The organism is Hoeflea sp. (assembly GCF_039975035.1).
GTDB lineage: Bacteria > Pseudomonadota > Alphaproteobacteria > Rhizobiales > Rhizobiaceae > Hoeflea.
This window is the reverse complement of sequence record NZ_JBDWHW010000097.1, coordinates 1-20,289: the sequence shown is the minus strand read 5'-3', so window position 1 is coordinate 20,289 and position 20,289 is coordinate 1. Positions and strand designations below refer to the sequence as shown.

The 20,289-nt window shown below is 59.0% G+C and carries 14 protein-coding genes; 9 read left to right on the top strand and 5 right to left on the bottom strand.

The window, feature by feature from the left end; translation table 11 throughout:
* Window positions 1-124: 124 nt before the first annotated feature.
* The 6 genes from omp10 to ABJN75_RS08020 all read left to right on the top strand — a co-directional run bounded on the left by omp10 (window position 125) and on the right by ABJN75_RS08020 (window position 6,848).
* A complete protein-coding gene (omp10, locus tag ABJN75_RS08045) occupies window positions 125-490 on the top strand; it encodes an outer membrane lipoprotein Omp10 (RefSeq protein ID WP_348438522.1) in 366 nt (121 codons plus the stop codon).
* A gap of 23 nt (window positions 491-513) precedes the next feature.
* A complete protein-coding gene (locus tag ABJN75_RS08040) occupies window positions 514-1,767 on the top strand; it encodes an AMP-binding protein (RefSeq protein WP_348438520.1) in 1,254 nt (417 codons plus the stop codon).
* Between the two features lie 140 nt (window positions 1,768-1,907).
* The gene (locus ABJN75_RS08035; RefSeq protein WP_348438518.1) at window positions 1,908-3,851 is read left to right on the top strand and encodes a 5'-nucleotidase C-terminal domain-containing protein; all 1,944 of its coding nucleotides are present in this window, start codon (window positions 1,908-1,910) and stop codon (window positions 3,849-3,851) included.
* A 207-nt stretch (window positions 3,852-4,058) separates the two neighbouring features.
* Window positions 4,059-5,123: a ferrochelatase gene (gene hemH / locus ABJN75_RS08030; protein ID WP_348438516.1), complete on the top strand. Its 1,065-nt coding sequence runs from the start codon at window positions 4,059-4,061 to the stop codon at window positions 5,121-5,123.
* Window positions 5,124-5,376: 253 nt separating this feature from the next.
* Entirely contained in the window at window positions 5,377-6,396 is a 1,020-nt protein-coding gene (locus tag ABJN75_RS08025; protein ID WP_348438514.1) for an SPFH domain-containing protein, read from the top strand.
* The gene (locus tag ABJN75_RS08020) at window positions 6,393-6,848 is read left to right on the top strand and encodes an NfeD family protein (RefSeq protein WP_348438512.1); all 456 of its coding nucleotides are present in this window, start codon (window positions 6,393-6,395) and stop codon (window positions 6,846-6,848) included. The genes ABJN75_RS08025 and ABJN75_RS08020 overlap by 4 nt, the downstream gene beginning before the upstream one ends.
* Before the next feature lie 21 nt (window positions 6,849-6,869).
* On the opposite strand, the gene ABJN75_RS08015 is transcribed toward ABJN75_RS08020, so the two are convergent.
* The gene (locus ABJN75_RS08015) at window positions 6,870-7,865 is read right to left on the bottom strand and encodes a KpsF/GutQ family sugar-phosphate isomerase (protein ID WP_348438575.1); all 996 of its coding nucleotides are present in this window, start codon (window positions 7,863-7,865) and stop codon (window positions 6,870-6,872) included.
* A gap of 137 nt (window positions 7,866-8,002) precedes the next feature.
* Here ABJN75_RS08015 and ABJN75_RS08010 point away from each other — a divergent pair, with 137 nt between their 5' ends.
* The gene (locus tag ABJN75_RS08010) at window positions 8,003-9,592 is read left to right on the top strand and encodes an outer membrane beta-barrel protein (protein ID WP_348438510.1); all 1,590 of its coding nucleotides are present in this window, start codon (window positions 8,003-8,005) and stop codon (window positions 9,590-9,592) included.
* A gap of 70 nt (window positions 9,593-9,662) precedes the next feature.
* Here the strand turns inward: ABJN75_RS08010 and galU are convergent, their stop codons facing one another.
* Entirely contained in the window at window positions 9,663-10,547 is an 885-nt protein-coding gene (gene galU / locus ABJN75_RS08005) for a UTP--glucose-1-phosphate uridylyltransferase GalU (RefSeq protein ID WP_348438508.1), read from the bottom strand.
* A 195-nt stretch (window positions 10,548-10,742) separates the two neighbouring features.
* Here galU and ABJN75_RS08000 point away from each other — a divergent pair, with 195 nt between their 5' ends.
* Both ABJN75_RS08000 and ABJN75_RS07995 read left to right on the top strand, forming a co-directional pair.
* Window positions 10,743-11,960, top strand: a complete 1,218-nt coding sequence (locus ABJN75_RS08000) for a lytic murein transglycosylase (RefSeq protein ID WP_348438506.1) — start codon at window positions 10,743-10,745, stop codon at window positions 11,958-11,960.
* A gap of 58 nt (window positions 11,961-12,018) precedes the next feature.
* On the top strand, window positions 12,019-13,176 hold the full coding sequence (locus ABJN75_RS07995; RefSeq protein WP_348438504.1) for a DUF459 domain-containing protein: 1,158 nt from the start codon (window positions 12,019-12,021) through the stop codon (window positions 13,174-13,176).
* Between the two features lie 101 nt (window positions 13,177-13,277).
* Here ABJN75_RS07995 and ABJN75_RS07990 read toward each other — a convergent pair whose 3' ends face one another.
* Genes ABJN75_RS07990 through gltB form a run of 3 tightly spaced genes read right to left on the bottom strand, consistent with a single transcriptional unit; the run spans window position 13,278 to window position 19,591 of the window.
* On the bottom strand, window positions 13,278-14,732 hold the full coding sequence (locus tag ABJN75_RS07990; RefSeq protein WP_348438502.1) for a glutamate synthase subunit beta: 1,455 nt from the start codon (window positions 14,730-14,732) through the stop codon (window positions 13,278-13,280).
* A gap of 15 nt (window positions 14,733-14,747) precedes the next feature.
* Window positions 14,748-14,915 (bottom strand): hypothetical protein, encoded by a 168-nt coding sequence (locus ABJN75_RS07985; protein ID WP_348438500.1) that lies wholly within the window; start codon window positions 14,913-14,915, stop codon window positions 14,748-14,750.
* Complete coding sequence (gene gltB, locus ABJN75_RS07980) at window positions 14,912-19,591, bottom strand: glutamate synthase large subunit (protein WP_348438498.1); 4,680 nt, start codon at window positions 19,589-19,591, stop codon at window positions 14,912-14,914. The genes ABJN75_RS07985 and gltB overlap by 4 nt, the downstream gene beginning before the upstream one ends.
* Between the last annotated feature and the right edge of the window lie 698 nt (window positions 19,592-20,289).

Sequence of the window (20,289 nt, the reverse complement as noted above, 5' to 3'; positions counted from 1 at the left end):
ACGCCTGCCGGTCGGAGCCAAATTGACGCAACTGGCAGGCGTCTGCCTTGCTTTCGGCGCACAGGCGCTGCATTCTTTCATAGACGGAATCATATTTATGTCGGCTCGAGGGGAGCACTGGACCATGAACCTACATCGCATAATCGCCGTTGGCGCACTTGCAGGCTCGCTGGTTGCCTGCCAGTCGGCGACCTATTCTCCCCGCCCGATAACAACAGCACAGCCTCAAGGTATTGACGGTCAGTGGGTTGATCCGAACGGCATCATTTCGAGCTTTTCCGCGGGCCGCTTCGAGACCCGGACAACGGATACAAACTCGCTTCTTGCGGAAGGCTCCTACCGCCACGTATCAGACAGGATGGTCGAGATTGAACTGACATCGCTGCTGCGTCAGACAACTTCACGGGTCAATTGCTCGCTGGCCACTCAATCCCAGCTCAACTGCACGTCCTCGACCGGCTCGCAGTTCACTCTGGTGCGCCGGATCTAGACAGCAAGCGCAGGGCCCGGGCCATGACCAGCTATTTCGATGAGCGCGAAACGCGGGCGCCTGAAACCCGTGAGCAGGAGACATTCGAAAGCCTCAGGGCCCTCTTGGACCGCAGTCTCAGGCGGCTTCCCGTCCTCGACGCCTGGCTCGGGCATCCTGATCCTGCCAGCCTGAGGGATCGGGCCGCCCTGGCTCAACTCCCGGTGTTGCGCAAACCCGACCTGATGCAGATGCAGGAATCAAGTCCGCCATTCGGCGGACTGGCCGATCCGGACGCGCTCCGGGGTACCCGGGTCTTCATGTCGCCCGGACCGGTGTGGGAGCCGCAAGGGCTTGGTGTCGACCCCTGGGCTTCGGCCCGGGCAATGTTTGCCGCGGGTTTTCGCGCGGGCGATGTCATTCACAACTCTCTCGTCTATCACATGACCCCCGGCGGCTTCATTCTGGATGAGGGCGCACGCGCGCTGGGGTGCCTGGTGTTTCCCGCAGGCGGGGGCAATACCGAAGCCCAGGTCGACGCCGCCGTTCGCCTGAAACCGTCCGGTTACACCGGCACACCGGATTTCCTGAAGATCATTCTCGAGAAAGCCGATGAACTGGGCCGGGATCTCACGTCGTTCAAACGGGCCCTGGTCTCCGGCGGCGCACTGTTTCCCTCCCTGCGGCAATATTACGCTGACCGGGGCGTTTCCGTGCTTCAGTGCTACGCAACCGCCGATCTTGGCGTCATCGCCTATGAAAGCTCCGATGCGAGCGGCGCCCCGCATCCCGGAATGATTGTCAATGAAGACATCATCGTGGAAATCGTCCGTCCCGGCACCGATGATCCGGTGCCTGACGGTGAAGTCGGCGAACTCGTCGTGACCACTCTCAATCCAGGCTATCCGCTGGTTCGCTTCGGAACCGGAGATCTGTCGGCGATCATGCCCGGGGTTTCGCCCTGTGGCCGTTCCGGCCCGCGAATTCAGGGCTGGATGGGCCGCGCGGATCAGCGCACCAAGGTCAAGGGCATGTTTGTCGATCCCAAACAGATAGCCCAGGTGCTCAATGCGCATCCCGAGATTGCCCGGGCGCGCCTGGTTGTCAGCCGCTCGCGGGACATCGACGTGATGACGTTGAAGGTCGAACCCGCGCCGGGCGCCGAGCCTGAAACAGCGGCAGTAGAGACAACGCTGGCGGCCATCGCCAAGCTGCGCGGAACAGTCGAGATCGCCACGCCCGGCAGCCTTCCGAACGATGGCAAAGTGATTGCCGACGAGCGCGATTATTCAGCCTGAAAACAGCTAAAAATCAGACGACAAGACGGTTGGCTCTTGATGTTCACCCCCGATAGTGAAAGCATTGGTCCAGGTCTGCCGAAAGCTCCGGAAACACGGAATGCCGGCGGGTAGAGAGCACCAGAACAGGGAGCCATTCCATGACAAGTCTCATCAAACGCGCACTCTTATCGGCATCCATCCTGGGCTTGAGCTCGGGCGCGGCCTTCGCCGATTACACATTGACGATTCTGCACATCAATGACTGGCACAGCCGCATTGAATCCAACAACAAATACGAATCCACCTGTTCCGCGGAGGATGAGAGCGAAGCCAAGTGCATCGGTGGCGCCGCACGGCTGGTAACCGCTATCGCTGATCGCCGCAAGGCGCATGAAGGCAGCAATCTGCTGCTCTTGAACGGCGGTGACAATTTCCAGGGATCGCTGTTTTACACCACCTACAAGGGGACTGTTGAAGCCGAGTTTCTCAACCTGATGAAGTTCGACGCCATGACCGTGGGCAACCACGAGTTTGACGATGGTGAAGATGCACTGGTGCCGTTTCTTGACGTGATCAAATTTCCGGTCCTCTCGGCCAACGTCGCCGCAAGCGCTTCCTCGAAAGTTGGAGACCGGATCAAGCCGTCACTGGTACTTGAGGTTGGTGGCGAAAAAATCGGCATCGTCGGCGCGGTAACAACCGATACGCCGGAGATTTCCTCCCCCGGCCCCAACATTCTGATTGCCGACGACATCCGCACGATCACCGCTGAAGTCGAAAAGCTCAAGGCGGAAGGCGTCAACAAGATCATTGCACTGACCCATGTCGGCTACCCGCGTGACAAGGAAATGATCGCGAAGATCCCTGGCGTCGACGTCGTGGTGGGCGGTCACTCGCATTCGCTGCTGTCAAACACGGACGACAAGGCCGAAGGTCCGTATCCGACCATGATCGACAATCCGGATGGCTACCAGGTTCCGGTCACCCAGGCCGCGTCCTACTCGAAATATCTCGGCGAATTCACCGTGACGTTCGATGATGACGGCGTGGTCAAGGAAGCCAAGGGCGATCCGATCTATCTCGACAGTTCGGTCAAGCCCGATGAAGCTGTCCTGGCGCGGATCAAGGAACTTGGCGCGCCGATCGAAGAGCTGAAAACCCGCAAGGTTTCCGAAACCGTCAAGGAAATCGACGGCAGCCGCGAAACCTGCCGCTCGACCGAATGCTCGATGGGCAACCTCGTTACCGACGCCATGCTCGACCGGGTTGCCGATCAGGGTGTGACAATAGCGATCCAGAACGGCGGCGGTCTGCGCGCTTCCATCGATGCCGGCGAAATCACCATGGGCGAAGTGCTCTCGGTGCTGCCGTTCCAGAACACGCTTGCGACATTCCAGCTCAAGGGCTCGGATGTTATCGCGGCGCTCGAGAACGGCGCCAGCCAGATCGAGGAAGGCGCAGGACGTTTCGCCCAGGTGGCAGGTATTCGCTACACGTTCAACAAGGATGCTGAACCCGGTTCGCGGATCGTTTCGGTGGAAGTCAAGAAGGGCGACGGTTTCGAACCGATCGACCCGGATGCGGTCTACTCGGTGGCGACCAACAATTACATGCGATCGGGCGGAGACGGCTATTCCGTATTTAATTCCGCCGGCATGAATGCCTATGACTACGGTCCGGGCCTTGAACAGGTGGTTGCCGATTATCTCACCAAGAACAATCCTTACACGCCATTCACCGAAGGCCGTGTGACGGCGGTCGCAGAAAAGCCGATGGAAGCCGCACCGGCGGCAGAGGAAACTGCCCCTGCCCCGGAAGCGGCAGTTGAGGTTCCCGAACCGCTTCCCGGCTCTAAGGACCTGACCACATCGGCCCCGGCGATTTCAGAAGAAGCAGCCCCGGCAATGACCAAGGAAGAGCCGGTAGCCGACACCGCAATGGCAGGCAAGCAACACGTTGTAGCCTCCGGTGACACGTTTTGGGACCTCGCCAAGACCTATTACGGCGACGCCACAATGTGGAAGGTGATTGCCGAAGCCAATCCGTCGGCTAACGCCAAGGATCTCGTGGTGGGTGAAACACTGTCCATCCCGGCCAAGTGAGATCACCGTCAAGACAACTGAAAGAGGGCCCGGTTTTCCGGGTCCTTTTTTTGACTGAGTTGGCAAAACCCCGCATCACCGGCAGATTGATTTGTCGATCGATGTCTCTATGTTCCCGATCAACCGCTGACCGGCTGGTGGATGACCCCATCAGACAGGTCCGGGCGACCGACTGAGGCAAATGAAGACCGGATTGGACCGAGCCCCTTGAACAGCCATCTGACCCTGACCGACAACGCCTGCCGCGCGGTAGGCGTACTCTCGCCCGAACACGCGCCGGTGAAGATCCAGAAGGTTGGCGTTCTGATCGTCAACCTCGGCACGCCCGACGGCACCGATTACAAATCCATGCGGCGGTATCTCAAAGAGTTCCTCACGGACAGACGCGTGATCGAGTGGTCGCGTTTGCTTTGGTATCCGATCCTGTTCGGCATCGTTCTCAACACCCGTCCCGGTCGTGTCGGCAAGGCCTATGAGCAGATCTGGAACAAGGATCTTGATGAAAGCTATCTGAGAACCTACACCCGCAATCAGTCCGACCAACTGGGCGCGGCCTTGTCGTCTTTTCCCTCGGTGAAGGTCGACTGGGCGATGCGCTATGGTCAACCCTCGATTCCCGACAAGATACAGGCGCTCAAGGATGCTGGGTGCGACCGCATCGTGTTGTTTCCGCTTTATCCGCAATATGCCGCGGCAACAACAGCGACCGTCAATGACAAGGCCTTCGAGACACTGATGAAAATGCGCTGGCAACCGGCTCTGCGTACGGTTCCGCCCTATCATGACGATCCGGTCTACATCGAGGCCATTGCCCAATCCATCGAGACCCATCTCGCCACCCTCGACTGGGAGCCGGAAATCGTGCTGACCTCGTTCCACGGCATTCCGCAATCCTATTTCCTCAAGGGCGACCCCTATCATTGCCAGTGCCTGAAAACCGCGCGGCTTGTGCGCGAGCGGCTGGGTTGGTCGGAGGAAAAACTGATGCCGACATTCCAGTCGCGCTTCGGTCCTGAAGAATGGCTCCAGCCCTACACCGACAAGACCGTGGAAAAACTGGCCCGGGAAGGTATCAAGCGCATCGCAGTGATCAATCCCGGCTTTGTATCCGATTGCCTGGAAACACTCGAGGAAATCGCCGGCGAAGCAGGCGAGATCTTCCACGAAAACGGCGGTGAGCATTTCACCCATATTCCGTGCCTCAATGACACGCCTGACGGCATCAAGGTGCTTGAGACAGTTGTCCGGCGGGAACTGCAGGGCTGGGTCTGATTTGTGGCGCTTTCGCGCCTCGATTGTCCGATGCAACCCGGCACAAGCACGAAGATGGCATCCGGTAAAGATTGAAAGCTCTTGCGAGACCGATTACCTGTCTTAAAGGGACGGTTTTATGCCGAAATCCGGCTACGGCGTTGATCAGGGATTCCATTCGGATATTCGACGGGTCAAGATGCGTGGACATTGTTAGGGAATGCCGCTGCCGTGTCGGTGATGACACCGCAGACGAGCCAGGGAGGTCTAGGGCATGGTAGGATTGGATATCACAGTCATCGTAGTCGTCGTCATTGCAATCCTGATCCTGTTTTCAGGGATCAAGACAGTGCCGCAGGGGTTTGCATTCACGGTGGAGCGCTTCGGGCGCTACACACGCACACTGACGCCCGGTCTGAATCTCATTGTTCCTTTTGTCGACCGGATTGGCCGCAAGATCAACATCATGGAACAGGTGCTCGACATCCCCACCCAGGAAGTCATCACCCGTGACAACGCGTCGGTTTCCGCGGATGCGGTCTCATTTTACCAGGTGCTCAACGCCGCGGAGGCCGCCTATCAGGTTTCCAACCTCGAACAGGCGCTGCTCAACCTGACCATGACCAATATCCGTTCCGTCATGGGCTCGATGGACCTCGACGAGCTTTTGTCCAACCGCGATGCCATCAACGACCGGCTGCTCAAAGTCGTCGATCAGGCGGCGGCACCGTGGGGCATCAAGATTACCCGGGTTGAAATCAAGGATATCGCTCCGCCGGTGGATCTGGTCGAGGCGATGGGCCGGCAGATGAAGGCCGAGCGCGAAAAGCGTGCAGATATCCTCGAAGCGGAGGGCTCGCGCAATTCACAGATCCTGCGTGCCGAAGGCGCCAAGCAGTCGGCCATTCTTGAAGCCGAGGGCCGCCGCGATGCGGCATTCCGCGACGCCGAGGCCCGCGAACGGCTCGCCGAAGCTGAAGCCAAGGCGACAACGATGATGTCTGTCGCCATTTCTGAAGGTGACGTCACAGCGATCAACTACTTCGTTGCGCAGAAATACACCGAGGCGCTGGGTCAGATTGCCTCGGCCCCGAACCAGAAGGTCATCCTGATGCCACTGGAGGCCTCTTCGCTGATCGGATCTCTGGGTGGCATTGGCGCGATCGCGCAGGAAGTTTTCGGCAGGGGTGACGGCGATGCTTCCACCACGGCGCCGAAACGTGTGCCCGGTCAGCCGCCACGCCAGCCGCGTGCGACAACTCCGCTTGCCCCGCGAGGGGAGCCGGACGCATGATTGCCGGACTGGTAGCCGAACTCGGGCCATGGACCTGGTGGATCGTCGGACTGGTTTTCCTCGGGCTCGAAATCCTGGTCCCGGGGGTTTTCCTGCTCTGGATCGGCCTGGCGGCAATGGCCGTCGGCGCCTTGTCATTCCCTCTGTGGGGAGCCGGCTTCTGGGGCTGGCAAACACAGTTGCTGGTATTCGCGGTGCTTGCAGTAGCCTTCGCCATTGTCGGCAAGCGTATCCTGGGATCGAAAACGGAAACCGATCAACCCATGCTCAACCGGCGGATGGAAGGCCTTGTGGGCCGGACGGCAACGCTGGAAGAACCGATCAGCGAGGGCAAGGGCCGGATCAGGCTCGACGACACCACCTGGATCGTGCAGGGCCCCAACATGCCCGTTGGGGCACGCGTGCGAATTACGACAGCCCAGGCCGGCTGCCTGACAGTAGAACCAGCCTGACCGGCATTCCGGGAAAGGTTTTCAGGCGACACCGATCCTGAGCAGATCGTGGAAATGTACGATGCCGACCGGCAACAGATCCGGATCGGTCACGATCAGCGCACCTATGGCGTTCTTGTTCAAGATCGCCATAGCCGTGCTGGCCAGCGCCGTGGGTGCGATGGTCTTGGGTTGGCTGGTCATGATGGCATCGATCGGCTGATCAACCAGATTCCGACCCAGATTGCGCGCCACATCGCCGTCGGTGACGATGCCGATCAGCCGTCCATCAGGCCCGGTCACCCCGACACATCCGAATTTCCGCTGCGACAGCGTCATGATGGCATTCGGCGCGGGCGTGCCCGATGGCACCAGTGGCACGGACTCGCCTGTGTGCATGACGTCCGCCACATGCGCCAGATTTGCGCCAAGCTGTCCGCCGGGATGGAACGTATGAAAATCTCCGGCGGTGAACCCCTTGGCCTCGAGCAAAGCCACGGCCAGCGCATCGCCGAGCGCCAGTTGCATCAGCGTCGAGGTGGTTGGCGCCAGACCGTGCGGACACGCCTCCTGTTCGCGCGGCAACAGCAGCACGATGTCGGCCTCCCGTGCCAGCGTCGACTGCGATCCGGCGGTAAACGCGATCAGCGGGATCTGGAACCGGCGGGAATAGGCCAGGATACCCTTCAACTCGGCGCTTTCCCCCGACCAGGACAACACGATGATTGCGTCATCCTGCGCGATCATTCCCAGATCGCCGTGGTTTGCCTCCGCCGGATGCACGAAATGCGACGGAGTGCCGGTCGAGGCCATGGTCGCGGCGATTTTCGCGCCGATATGCCCGCTCTTTCCGACCCCGGTGACAATCACCCGACCCGAGATTCCGCCAAGCGCTTCAACCGCGCGCACGAAATGCTCGGCAAGCCCGTTATCAAGCGCGGCGGCGAGAGCGTCGAGGCCGCATTTTTCCGTAAGGACCGTCCGTTGGGCGGAAAGCCGGATCTCTTTGGCTGGGTAGTCTGGCAGGATCTTCTTCATGTCGCCGGAATATCGCGTTGCTGCTGCCGTGTCCATCAAACACACAACCATCATGACAAAGAGCTGATCGAAACCTCGCGTTAACCACATGTGTTTACGGTTTGAAAAGATTTGGACGGCTCCGGACCCGAAAACGCATGCGCAACCAAGACACCACGGCACTGTCAGAACCTGCACCGAACAGCCCGCGATTGCGCATCTGCGCCTCCGCGGTATGCCTGCTCACGATGATATCGGCGGCACAGGCTCAGACGGTGTCCGATTCGGATTCCACGACAGAGAGTTACGGGCTGCGCGGCACCACCACAGCCTCCATCTCTTCCGATGCCTCAGCCGCCTCGACGCTTTACGGCGCCCTGCCGGCAAGCGGCGGCAGTTCCGCTGGAACGTCCGCGACCAGCCAGGGAGCACTCAGCACCGACGAGCAAGCACAATTCACCACGGGCAACGCCGAGGCCGATACAGAAACTCAAACCGGATCTGTTGGCAGCGTATCGGATCGCGATCAGTCCGACCGCGACTATGCGGCAAGCCTGGCGCGACAAAACGACCGCACCGGAACCGTGGATGACTTGCCTCGCAATAGCCGGGCCGACGACACCTCCGTTCCGGGCTTCATGCTGGGTTCGCTGAACCTGCGGCCAACAATATCTGAACGGGTGGTTCACGAATCGACCAGCTACGGCCCGACAACGACCAGCCGGATCTACAGCGAAACGACGGTTTCAGCGACGCTTCAATCGGACTGGTCACGTCATCAGCTCAGCGTTGACGGATCGGGGACTTTCCAGAAAAACCTTTCGGGAACCGGCACTGAATCGCCGAGCGCCAATATCGATGCCCGGCTGAACCTCGACATGGTCAATGACGTGACCGCGATTCTTGGCGCCGGATACAGCTATTCCCAGGAAAGCCGCACCGACCCGAACGCCATAGCGGGCGCCACGACGCAATCTGGAATTCATGACTTGCGCGCCAGCATCGGTTTGCAGAAAGACCTGGGCAATTTACGCGGTACGACTTCACTGGAACTCACCCGCACAATGTACGGCAACGCCACCCTGGCGAATGGCGGTACCATTCTGGTCGATGATCGCGATACATCGGGAGTTGAACTCACCACGCGCATTGGCTACGCCGTGTCGCCCGCATTGATTCCGTTTCTGGAGGTCTCGGCTGGCCGAGAGAAATACGATCAGCGCATCGACAATACTGGCGCTGAACGGTCTTCAACAACCTATGGCGCTCGCGGCGGCGCGGAATTCAATTTCGGTGAAAAGCTGTCAGGTGAACTGGCAGCCGGTTACGTGCTGCGAACCCTTGACGACAGTGCTCTGAGCGACATTTCCGGTCTGACGCTTGACGGCGAGCTCAACTGGTCGCCGCGACGTGGAACCAACCTGATGGCCAGCGCAGCCACAACCGTGGAATCTGCAACCACGGCAGGCCAGTCCGGCTCGGTCGTTTATGAGTTTGATTCCAGCCTCACCCAGCAGATCCACAGCGCTGTTGTGGCTCGCCTCGGTGCCTCCGCAGGCTTGAGGGATTACGATTCCGGCAGCGGCCGCAGCAACCAGCGCAGCTACGGTGTCTCCACCGGCCTGACCTGGAGCATCAACCGTTATCTCGATCTGGAGGCTGACGCGAGCTACACCCGCACCGAAGAGCCCGGCGCAACCGACGAGACCACGACCCGCGTCGGACTGGGCCTCAAGCTTCGCAGGTGACGGGTCGGGCACGGACACCATCCCCGTCATTCCCGAGAAAACCACGTTCTAGCGGCTGGCGCAGCGTCTCTCAGGAGCCGGCTATCAGGCTTTTCAGAGCGTCGGCCACCAGCGGCCTGATATCTTCCCGGTCGAGCGCGAAGGCGACATTGGCCAGAATGAAGCCTTCCTTGGATCCGCAATCATAGGTCTGGCCGCCGAAAGGATAGGCCGAAAACGGTTGCTGGGATGCAAGCTTGAGCATTGCGTCCGTCACCTGAATTTCGTTACCGGCGCCTCGCTCCTGCTTTGACAGGATGTCGAATATTTCCGGCTGCAGGATATAACGGCCATTGATGTAGAAATTCGAGGGTGCGGTTCCTGCCGCCGGCTTCTCGACCATCTCGGTGATGCGGAAGCCACCGTCGAGGGCTTCGCCCTTGCCGACAATGCCATATTTGTGGGCCAGCGCGGGATCGCATTCGGCAACAGCCACGATATTGCCGCCAACCTTGTTGTAAAGCTCGACCATTCCGGACAGGCACCCGACCTTGTCCCGCATCACCATGTCTGGAAGCAGCAAGGCGAACGGTTCATCTCCGACAATATCTCGCGCGCACCAGACGGCGTGCCCCAGGCCGAGCGGTGCCTGCTGGCGCGTGAAACTGGTCGCGCCGGCCTTTGGCAGCATGTCTTCGAGTGATTTCAGTTCGACCGTCTTGCCGCGTTCGCGCAGCGTTGCCTCGAGTTCAACCTGAATGTCGAAATGATCTTCAATGACTGCCTTGTTGCGGCCGGTGACGAAAACAAAATGCTCGATGCCTGCTGCGATGGCTTCTTCAACCACATACTGGACAACCGGCTTGTCGACCACTGTCAGCATCTCTTTCGGGATTGCCTTGGTGGCCGGCAGAAACCGGGTGCCCAGTCCCGCGACCGGCAGAACGGCTTTTCTGATTTTGCGCGTCATTGTCATGTCTTTTCCTCATTTCTCATAAATGATGTTCCCCGGTTCATCCCGGCTCAGGTTATCGGCAATACCCGGGATGTATTAGAAAATGGCAAAGTCGTCGCCGGCGCGGCAAACATGGTAAACGATTTGTTGACAGCTGAGAGCTAAGATCACCGATCAACCGCTCGATAAAGCCTCAAACAACAGGATGCTTGGAACATGCTCCGAACACCCAAAAACCTTGTCCGTACCGCCAGCTTCTGCATCTTTGCCGGACTGCTCTCACCAATTCCCGCGCTTGCCGATGCGGGCTTCCAGAAGTGGGTCTCCGGCTTCTACGGCACAGCCGCCAAATCCGGGATCACCCGTTCGACCTACGAAAAGGCGTTCAGTGGTGTATCCAAACCGGACCCGACAGTGCTTGAGAAGGCACGCTATCAACCGGAATTCACGACCAAGGTTTGGGACTATCTGGATTCCCGTGTCAACCCCTATACCGTTGCCAAGGGTCGCGAGATGGCGGCTCGGCACGCCAGAACGCTGTCTGCGATCGAACGTCACTTTGGCGTGGACGCGTCTGTTCTGCTCGCCATCTGGTCGATGGAATCCAACTATGGCGAAATCCTCACCAAGACCGATCGCCTCCACTACGTTCCGCAGGCTCTCGCCACTCTTGCCTATGCTGACAAGAAGCGCGCGAAATTTGCGCGCCAGCAACTGGTCGCAGCCTTGAAGATCCTTCAATCGGGCGACATCTCGACCCGGGAGATGACAGGCTCCTGGGCAGGAGCGATGGGCCATACCCAATTCATCCCCACGAGTTATCTGGCCTACGCCATCGACGCTGACGGAAACGGGCATCGCGACATCTGGAACTCAATTCCCGATGCATTGGCGACCGCCGCAAATCTCCTCAAGAAGAATGGCTGGAGAACCGGAGAAACATGGGGCTATGAAGCTGTCGCTCCGCGCGGAGCATCCAAATATTCCGGACAGACCAAGACCTTGTCGCAATGGGCGGCCCTCGGGTTCACCAGACCCGGCGGCAAGGGCTTTCCTGACGGAGGCAGGCGCGCCGAACTCAAGATGCCCGGCGGCGCGAACGGACCGGCTTTCCTGATGACCAAGAACTTCTTCGTCATCAAGCGCTACAATGCCTCGGATTCCTATGCTCTCGGTGTTGGCGTTCTGGCCGACGAAATCGCCGGATATGGCGGAGTCGACCAGCAATGGCCGCGGCCGGCAGGCACGCTGGGCGTCAAGGAAAAATTTGAACTGCAGACCCGGCTCAAGAAACTTGGCTATTATGACGGAGAGATAGACGGCAATTTCGGTTCGGGTTCAAAGGCTGCCATCGCGGCCTTCCAGTCAAGGGCCGGCTTGACCGGCGAGCCGATTCCGTCGCAAAAGATACTGGATGCGATCCGCCGCTACTGATCTGTGTCAGGGCAGCGGGTCCCAACCGGCCTTTGGCCGAAACGGAGATCGCGCGCGCATGCCAGATCGTTTTCCATTCCTGCGTCTTCTCGCCATCCTGCTGATCGCTTCGATGGCCGGCTTGGTCGTGTTGCAGGCGACCCAGCAGGCGGCGGCTCAGGAACGGGTCGAGCGCAAGTCCTTCCTCCAGCTTTTGTTTGGCGGTGGCAATGTCAAGAAATCCAAGCCGCCAACCACGACGCGAACCAGCCGGGTCAAGAAGCCAGCGCGCAGCGTCAAAGCCGCGCCACCGCCAGAACCTGCAATCGAGAAGCTTGAGAATGCGCAGAAAATCCTGGTGATTGGCGATTTTCTGGCAAATGGCACCGCCGACGGATTGAGCGAGGCATTTGAAAAATCACCAGGTGTGGTGGTGATCGACCGGACCAACGGATCTTCGGGGTTGGTGCGCGACGATTATTACAATTGGTTCGAACAGGCGCCGGCGATCATCGAAGAAGTCCGGCCGTCCATCATCGTAGTGCAGATCGGCTCGAACGATCGTCAGCAATTGTTGGTCAACGGCAAACGTGAGGCCGTTCGCTCCGTCAACTGGCTGGCTGAATATTCGCGCCGCACCAAACAGCTTATTGGCATTCTGCGGACCCGCAATACACCGCTGCTGTGGGTCGGATTACCAGCTTTCAAGTCGCCCGCCATGACAACCGACATCGTGGCCCTAAACGGCATTTACCGGAAACTTGCCGAATTGGCCGGGGGTGAATTCATCGATATCTGGGACGGTTTTGTCGACGAGGAGGGCAAATTCATCTTCACCGGATCCGATATCAATGGACAGCAGGTTCGGCTTCGCGGTTCGGACGGCATCAACCTGACCTCCGCCGGCAAACGCAAGATCGCGTTCTATGTCGAAAAATCCGCTCGGCGGTTGCTCGGGGACGCAGCCACAGCCGGGGTGGCAGCCTTTTCTTCCGAAGATTTCCCCGAGATCTTCATGCCGCCTGCACCGGGGGAAAGTGCCGCGGCCATCACCCGGACAATACCTGTGGCCATGACTGATCCGGATCTCGACGGCGGATCGGCGCTGCTGGGCGACATGCCAGCTTCGGCAAGTCTCATCCGCTCGCCACGCGACATAATGGTGATTGACGGAATTTTACCTGAACCGCCAGCCAACCGCGTCGACAATTACACCTGGCCACGCGGCAATCGCTGAGCTTCGATACCGGCGTTCGCTCGACAGCCTCTTCGGAAACCGGGAAACCCCAACGCAAGGTTATCCCGGTTCCCTCCAAAGTGAGGACAGACCGGGGATGATCAGCGAGGAAGGTCGGTTGCGCCCATCAGGCTCAGATCGATTTCCCGGGCGGCTTGACGGCCTTCACGGATCGCCCAGACAACCAGGCTCTGACCACGACGCACGTCACCGGCGGCCCAGAGCTTGTCGACAGAGGTTCGGTAGTCATCCTCATTGGCCGCAATATTGGTCGAGCCACGACGGTCTGAAGTCATCGACAACTTGTCGCCAAGCTCGCTGACAACGCCGGTATCAAGAACACCGCGAAAGCCGATGGCGACAAACACAAGATCGGCTTTGATGACGAACTCGGTTCCGGCAATCGGTTTGCGTTTCTCATCCACCTGGCAGCATTTGACGCCGGCCAGAATGCCGTTTTCGCCAACCAGTTCGAGAGTCCCCACCTGGAATTCGCGAATGGCACCTTCGGCCTGCGAAGATGATGTTCGCATTTTCGTTGCCCAATAGGGCCAGATGGCAAGCTTGTCTTCCTTCTCAGGCGGCTGTGGCCGGATATCAAGCTGGGTGACTTTGACAGCGCCCTGCCTGAACGCGGTACCGACGCAGTCCGACGCCGTATCGCCGCCGCCGATCACCACCACATGCTTGCCGCCGGCGAGCACAGGCTCCGAAGGCCAACCGACATTGTCGATGCTCTCGCGGGCAACGCGTTTGTTCTGCTGAACCAGGTATGGCATGGCATCATGCACGCCGATCAGACCCGCGCCCGCAATGCCGACATCGCGCGGCTTTTCCGAGCCGCCGGTGTAAAGCACTGCATCGTAGGTCTTGAGCAGTTCCTCGACACTTTTATCAACACCAACATTGACGTTGCAGAAGAACGTCACGCCTTCGCCTTCCATCTGCTCGATGCGGCGGTCGATGAAGTGCTTTTCCATCTTGAAATCAGGAATGCCATAGCGCAGCAAACCGCCGGGCTGGCTTTCGCGTTCGTAGACATGAACTTCATGTCCGGCGCGCCCGAGCTGCTGTGCTGCGGCCATGCCGGCAGGACCAGATCCGATGAGGGCGACCTTTTTGCCGGTTTTACTGGTCACCGGCTGCGGCACGATAAAGCCCATTTCATAGGCCTTGTCGGCCAGAGCCTGCTCTACCGTCTTGATGGTGACCGGGGCGTCCTCGAGGTTGAGCGTACACGCTTCCTCGCAAGGCGCGGGGCAAATGCGACCGGTAAATTCGGGGAAATTGTTGGTCGAATGCAGATTGCGGATCGCCTCTTCCCAGTTGTTGTTGTAGACCAGATCGTTCCAGTCGGGAATCTGGTTATGAACCGGACACCCGGTGGGACCATGGCAATAGGGCACGCCGCAGTCCATGCAGCGAGCCGCCTGCTTCTGGACTTCCTGATCGCTCATGCGAATGGTGAACTCGCGGAAATGACGGATGCGGTCAGACGCCGGCTGATACTTCGCCGTCTGCCTGTCGATTTCGAGAAAACCCGTTACCTTACCCATTCTTTCTTCCTCACATCAGAGTGGCGGCCACGAGGGCCCCCAGTACCAATAGGTCAGGCCAATGACCGCCCCAAGTACGATGAATTCCATGTCAAACCTGTCATTTACGACGTAGGCAATCGTCGGCACGGCGATTGCGATCTCCGTCGAAAGCAGCCGGTGGAAGACTGCCCAACGGTTCATTCCGCCGCCACGCCTATGCGCATCCGCTCCATGTCCTCAAGCGCGCGCCGGTACTCGACCGGCATGACCTTGCGGAACTTCGGCCGATAGTCGGCCCAATTGTCGAGAATTTCCTTGGCCCGCGTCGAACCCGTGTAATGCATGTGATTGGAGATCAGCTGGAACAGCCGCTCCTCGTCATGCCGGGTCATGTCGCCGCTGACGTCGACCCGGCCCTTGTGGGCAAGATCGCCGCCGTGGTGATGCAGCTTCTCGAGAATATCGTCTTCTTCGGGAACCGGCTCCAGTTCCACCATCGCCATGTTGCAGCGGCTGGCAAAATCGCCGGCCTCGTCGAGCACATAGGCAACGCCGCCAGACATGCCGGCGGCAAAGTTGCGTCCGGTTTCGCCAATAACCACCACTAGACCACCGGTCATGTATTCGCAGCCATGGTCGCCCACGCCCTCGACCACGGCAATGGCGCCCGAATTGCGCACAGCGAAACGTTCGCCTGCAACGCCACGGAAATAGCATTCACCCTCGATGGCGCCGTAAAGCACGGTGTTGCCGACAATGATCGAGTCTTCAGCCACAATCGGCGAGTTTTCCGGCGGCCGCACAATGATGCATCCGCCCGACAGGCCCTTGCCGACATAATCGTTGGCGTCGCCGGCCAGATCAAATGTTACGCCATGGGCCAGGAATGCGCCGAACGATTGCCCGGCCGTACCCTTGAGCTTGACGCTGATGGTATCTTCGGGAAGTCCCTTGTGACCGAACCGCTTGGCCACCTCACCCGACAGCATCGCGCCGGTGGAACGATCGACGTTCTTGATATCGACGTCGAACTCGACTTTTTCCCGCTTTTCAAGCGCAGGCATCGCCTTTTCAATCAGTTGCCTGTCTAAAACATCGGCAATCGGATGGTTCTGGCGTTCAGTCCAGTAGGTCTTTTCCTTGGGCGCATCCGGCTTATGGAAAATCCGGCTGAAATCCAGTCCCTTGGCCTTCCAGTGCTCGATCATGCCATCCTTGGCAAGCAGTTCGGACTGGCCGATAATTTCATTGAGATTGCGATACCCCATCGCCGCCAGCCATTCGCGCACTTCCTCGGCAATGAAGAAGAAGTAATTGATGACATGCTCGGGCGTGCCCTTGAAGCGCTTGCGCAGCACCGGATCCTGGGTGGCGACACCAACCGGACAGGTGTTGAGATGGCACTTGCGCATCATGATGCAGCCGGCAGCGATCAGCGGTGCGGTGGAGAAGCCGAACTCGTCGGCGCCGAGCAACGCTCCGACGATCACATCACGCCCGGTCTTCAGGCCACCATCGACCTGCAGCGCGATGCGCGAGCGCAGACCATTGAGCACCAGTGTCTGATGGGTTTCGGCCAGACCGATTTCCCAGGGGCCGCCGGCATGCTTGAGCGAGGTCAGCGGCGATGCGCCGGTGCCGCCATCATACCCCGATATGGTGATGTGGTCGGCACGCGCCTTTGCAACGCCGGCTGCAACCGTTCCAACGCCCACTTCCGACACCAGCTTGACCGAAATATCAGCCTCCGGGTTGACGTTCTTGAGATCGAAAATCAGCTGCGCCAGGTCCTCGATCGAGTAGATATCATGGTGCGGCGGCGGCGAAATCAGTCCGACGCCCGGTGTCGAATGCCGCGTCTTGGCAATCGTCGCATCTACCTTGTGGCCCGGAAGCTGGCCGCCTTCGCCGGGCTTGGCGCCCTGGGCCACCTTGATTTGCAGCATGTCGGCATTGACCAGATATTCGGTGGTCACGCCGAAACGCCCCGATGCAACCTGCTTGATCGCGGAACGTTCCGGGTTGGCCCCGCCACCATAGAGCGGCAGGTAACGGTCCGGCTCCTCACCGCCTTCACCGGTATTCGACTTGCCGCCAATCTCGTTCATCGCGATTGCAAGCGTCGTATGCGCCTCACGGCTGATCGAACCGAAAGACATCGCGCCGGTGGAAAACCGCTTCACGATATCCGCAGCAGATTCCACCTCATCCAGCGGAACCGGCTTGCGCCCGTTGGCCTCGGCAGTACGGATTTCAAACAACCCGCGAATGGCATTCATCTTGAGGGTTGACCGGTTGATCATATCGGCGAATTCACTGTAGCGGTCCTTGGCATTGCCACGCACGGCATGCTGGAGCGCAGCCACTGAATCGGGTGTCCAGACGTGCTCTTCACCGCGCATCCGGTAAGCATATTCGCCCCCCACATCCAGCGAAGTCGCCAAAACCGGGTCATTGGAGAAGGCAAGCCGATGCCGGCTGGCAGTCTCGCTCGCAACCTCGTCGAGCCCAACGCCTTCAATCGTTGTTGCCGTGCCTGTGAAGTAGGTATCGACAAAATCACTGGACAGGCCGATGGCATCAAAAATCTGCGCGCCACAATAGGACTGATAGGTGGAAATCCCCATCTTCGACATCACCTTGAGGATGCCCTTGCCGATGGCTTTCATGTAGCGGGAGACGACTTCGTATTGGTCGACTTCCGGCGGGAATTCCCCGCGCTTGTGCATGTCAAGCAGCGTGTCGAAAGCCAGGTATGGATTGATTGCCTCGGCGCCATAACCTGCCAGACAGCAGAAATGGTGAACCTCGCGCGGCTCACCCGATTCGACCACAAGACCGACTGATGTACGCAGACCCTTGCGGATCAGATGGTGATGCACCGCCGCCGTCGCCAGCAGCGCAGGGATCGCGATCCGGTCCGCTCCTATCTGACGGTCAGACAGGATAATGATGTTGTAGCCGCCGGTCACAGCTTCTTCGGCCCGGTTGCAAAGCCGGTCGAGCGCTGCTTTCATCCCATCCGAACCCTTGTCACTCGCATAGGTGAAATCCAGCGTCTTGGTGTCGAAACGATCCTCCGTGTGACCAATCGAACGGATCTTCTCGAGATCGCCATTGGTCAGGATCGGCTGGCGCACTTCAAGCCGCTTTTTCTTCGCCGCACCCTTGTGGTCAAGAATGTTCGGACGTGGCCCGATGAAGGACACCAGGCTCATCACCAGTTCTTCCCGGATCGGGTCGATTGGCGGATTGGTCACCTGAGCGAAATTCTGCTTGAAATAGGTGTAGAGCAGCTTTGATTTCTGCGACATCGCGGAGATTGGCGTATCAGTTCCCATTGAACCGATAGCTTCCTGTCCCGTGGTCGCCATCGGCGACATCAGAATTCTGGTGTCTTCCTGTGTATAGCCGAAGGCCTGCTGACGATCGAGCAGTGACACATCCTTGCGCAAGGCCCGCGGCTCGACCGGCTTCAGGTCTTCTAGGATGAGCTGGGTGCGTTCAAGCCATTCACGATAGGGATGCTTCGCCGCAAGTCCCGACTTGACCTCCTCGTCGGAAATGATCCGGCCTTCCTGCATGTCAATCAGCAGCATTTTTCCAGGCTGCAACCGCCACTTCTTTACAATCGAGCTTTCATCCACAGGCAAAACGCCAGCTTCAGATGCCATGATCACCCGGTCGTCATTAGTTACTATATACCGCGCCGGACGCAGGCCATTCCGGTCAAGCGTCGCGCCAATCTGGACGCCATCGGTAAAGGCCACCGCTGCCGGGCCATCCCATGGCTCCATCAGGGCCGCATGATATTCGTAAAACGCCTTGCGATCCGCGCCCATTAGCGTGTTGCCTGCCCAGGCTTCCGGGATCAGCATCATCACTGCGTGAGCCATGGAATAACCGCCACGCAGCAGGAATTCGAGCGCGTTGTCAAAACAGGCGGTATCGGACTGGCCCTCATAGGAAATCGGCCAGAGCTTGGAGATATCACTGCCAAACAAGGGCGACGACACCGAAGCCTGCCGCGCAGCCATCCAGTTGACGTTGCCGCGCAGCGTGTTGATTTCGCCATTGTGCGCCACCATCCGGTAGGGATGTGCAAGCTTCCACGACGGAAACGTATTGGTCGAGAATCTCTGATGAACAAGGGCTACGGCGGATTCAAACCGTGGATCGCTCAAGTCCTTGTAATAGGCGCCAACCTGGTAGGCCAGGAACATGCCCTTGTAGACGATTGTCTGCGTCGACAGCGAGACGAAATAGAAGCCATTGTCGCGGCCATCGGTTTCATCATAGACGCGGTTCGAAATCACCTTCCGGAGCACAAACAGCTGTCGCTTGAAGACGTTTTGATCTTCAACATTTTCACCCCGACCGATGAACACCTGCACATGGCGCGGTTCGGTCGCAGCAATTTCCGGCGCCTTGGACAAGGATGAATTGTCGACCGGAACGTCGCGGAAACCCAGCAGCGTCTGCCCTTCAGCGGCGACACCTTCGGCGATGATGCCCTTTAGGTGGTCACAAAGTGCTTCGTCCTGCGGCATGAAGACAAAGCCCACCGCGTAATCACCAGCCTCGGGCAGCGTCACGCCCTGTTCAGCCATCTCTTCGCGGAAAAACCTGTCAGGAATCTGTACCAGAAGCCCGGCGCCATCACCCATCAGCGGGTCGGCCCCAACCGCACCGCGGTGAGTAAGGTTCTCGAGCATGAACAAGCCGTCACGCACGATCTGGTGTGATTTCTGGCCTTTCATATGCGCCACAAATCCCACACCGCAGGCGTCATGTTCGTTGCGCGGATCGTAAAGGCCCTGCTTTGACGGCAGTCCAAAGGTTTGGACGGCGGCGGGCTTGGTTTCGGCATGAGCCATGCAAGCATTCGCGTCCGTCCGAGATGGTACCTGTTCTGCCATCTTCATTCCTCCTTCATGGCCGTCGCGGCGGTTGATCCCGGCCTTAAACCCGTCATCGCCGTTGCGGCGACGCTTTCGTTCCGGATGCATCTGTCGTCTGGCCTCGCGGGGCTTTCGAGCCTCACTTTGTGGATACGGGCGCGGGGTGCGCTGTTGTATCATGAAGGGGCTAGACGGTCACCTTACGACGGGTGGATCGCACTATGTCAGATTGCTGCTCATAGCCCCTTTGCATCTGCCAAGACCTCAGCCAGTTGGCCAGGGCGGACACAAATAGGACAGCAAGGCTGTCCTATTTCCTGTGTTCTATGACAGAATGCACCCGATTGCGCAAGAGACCCGATCCAAAAAACCTCTGCATGACGACCGTAAATAATCGGTCGAACAGTATTCGTGTAATTTTATTGCGTCATGACGCCAGATTCCGGCGTTTTGCTGTCAGGGCAAGGAAACCGAGCACTACAGAGCCCACAAACTGCGATGCTTCCGCAGATGCTAAAGGCATTCCCCTTGGCCCCCAGGGGAATCGGGTGAAGCAATCATCTGGCGATGATGCTTGCAAGGAAATCGTCGTCCCAAGCGGCGACTTTTCGTCTGAGGCGCAGCGAGTCCTTTCCGGGGGTCATTCGGATGAGGTTGTGGGCCATGTGCTTGAG

What these genes read in the sequence shown, in the direction of transcription:
- gltB (WP_348438498.1), bottom strand. Translation starts at nt 19,591, where the DNA reads ATGGCTCATGCCGAAACCAAGCCCGCCGCCGTCCAAACCTTTGGACTG.
- omp10 (WP_348438522.1), top strand. Translation starts at nt 125, where the DNA reads ATGAACCTACATCGCATAATCGCCGTTGGCGCACTTGCAGGCTCGCTG.
- ABJN75_RS08025 (WP_348438514.1), top strand. Translation starts at nt 5,377, where the DNA reads ATGGTAGGATTGGATATCACAGTCATCGTAGTCGTCGTCATTGCAATC.
- ABJN75_RS07985 (WP_348438500.1), bottom strand. Translation starts at nt 14,915, where the DNA reads ATGAACCGTTGGGCAGTCTTCCACCGGCTGCTTTCGACGGAGATCGCA.
- ABJN75_RS08015 (WP_348438575.1), bottom strand. Translation starts at nt 7,865, where the DNA reads ATGAAGAAGATCCTGCCAGACTACCCAGCCAAAGAGATCCGGCTTTCC.
- ABJN75_RS07990 (WP_348438502.1), bottom strand. Translation starts at nt 14,732, where the DNA reads ATGGGTAAGGTAACGGGTTTTCTCGAAATCGACAGGCAGACGGCGAAG.
- ABJN75_RS08000 (WP_348438506.1), top strand. Translation starts at nt 10,743, where the DNA reads ATGCTCCGAACACCCAAAAACCTTGTCCGTACCGCCAGCTTCTGCATC.
- galU (WP_348438508.1), bottom strand. Translation starts at nt 10,547, where the DNA reads ATGACAATGACGCGCAAAATCAGAAAAGCCGTTCTGCCGGTCGCGGGA.
- ABJN75_RS08035 (WP_348438518.1), top strand. Translation starts at nt 1,908, where the DNA reads ATGACAAGTCTCATCAAACGCGCACTCTTATCGGCATCCATCCTGGGC.
- ABJN75_RS07995 (WP_348438504.1), top strand. Translation starts at nt 12,019, where the DNA reads ATGCCAGATCGTTTTCCATTCCTGCGTCTTCTCGCCATCCTGCTGATC.
- ABJN75_RS08020 (WP_348438512.1), top strand. Translation starts at nt 6,393, where the DNA reads ATGATTGCCGGACTGGTAGCCGAACTCGGGCCATGGACCTGGTGGATC.
- ABJN75_RS08040 (WP_348438520.1), top strand. Translation starts at nt 514, where the DNA reads ATGACCAGCTATTTCGATGAGCGCGAAACGCGGGCGCCTGAAACCCGT.
- ABJN75_RS08010 (WP_348438510.1), top strand. Translation starts at nt 8,003, where the DNA reads ATGCGCAACCAAGACACCACGGCACTGTCAGAACCTGCACCGAACAGC.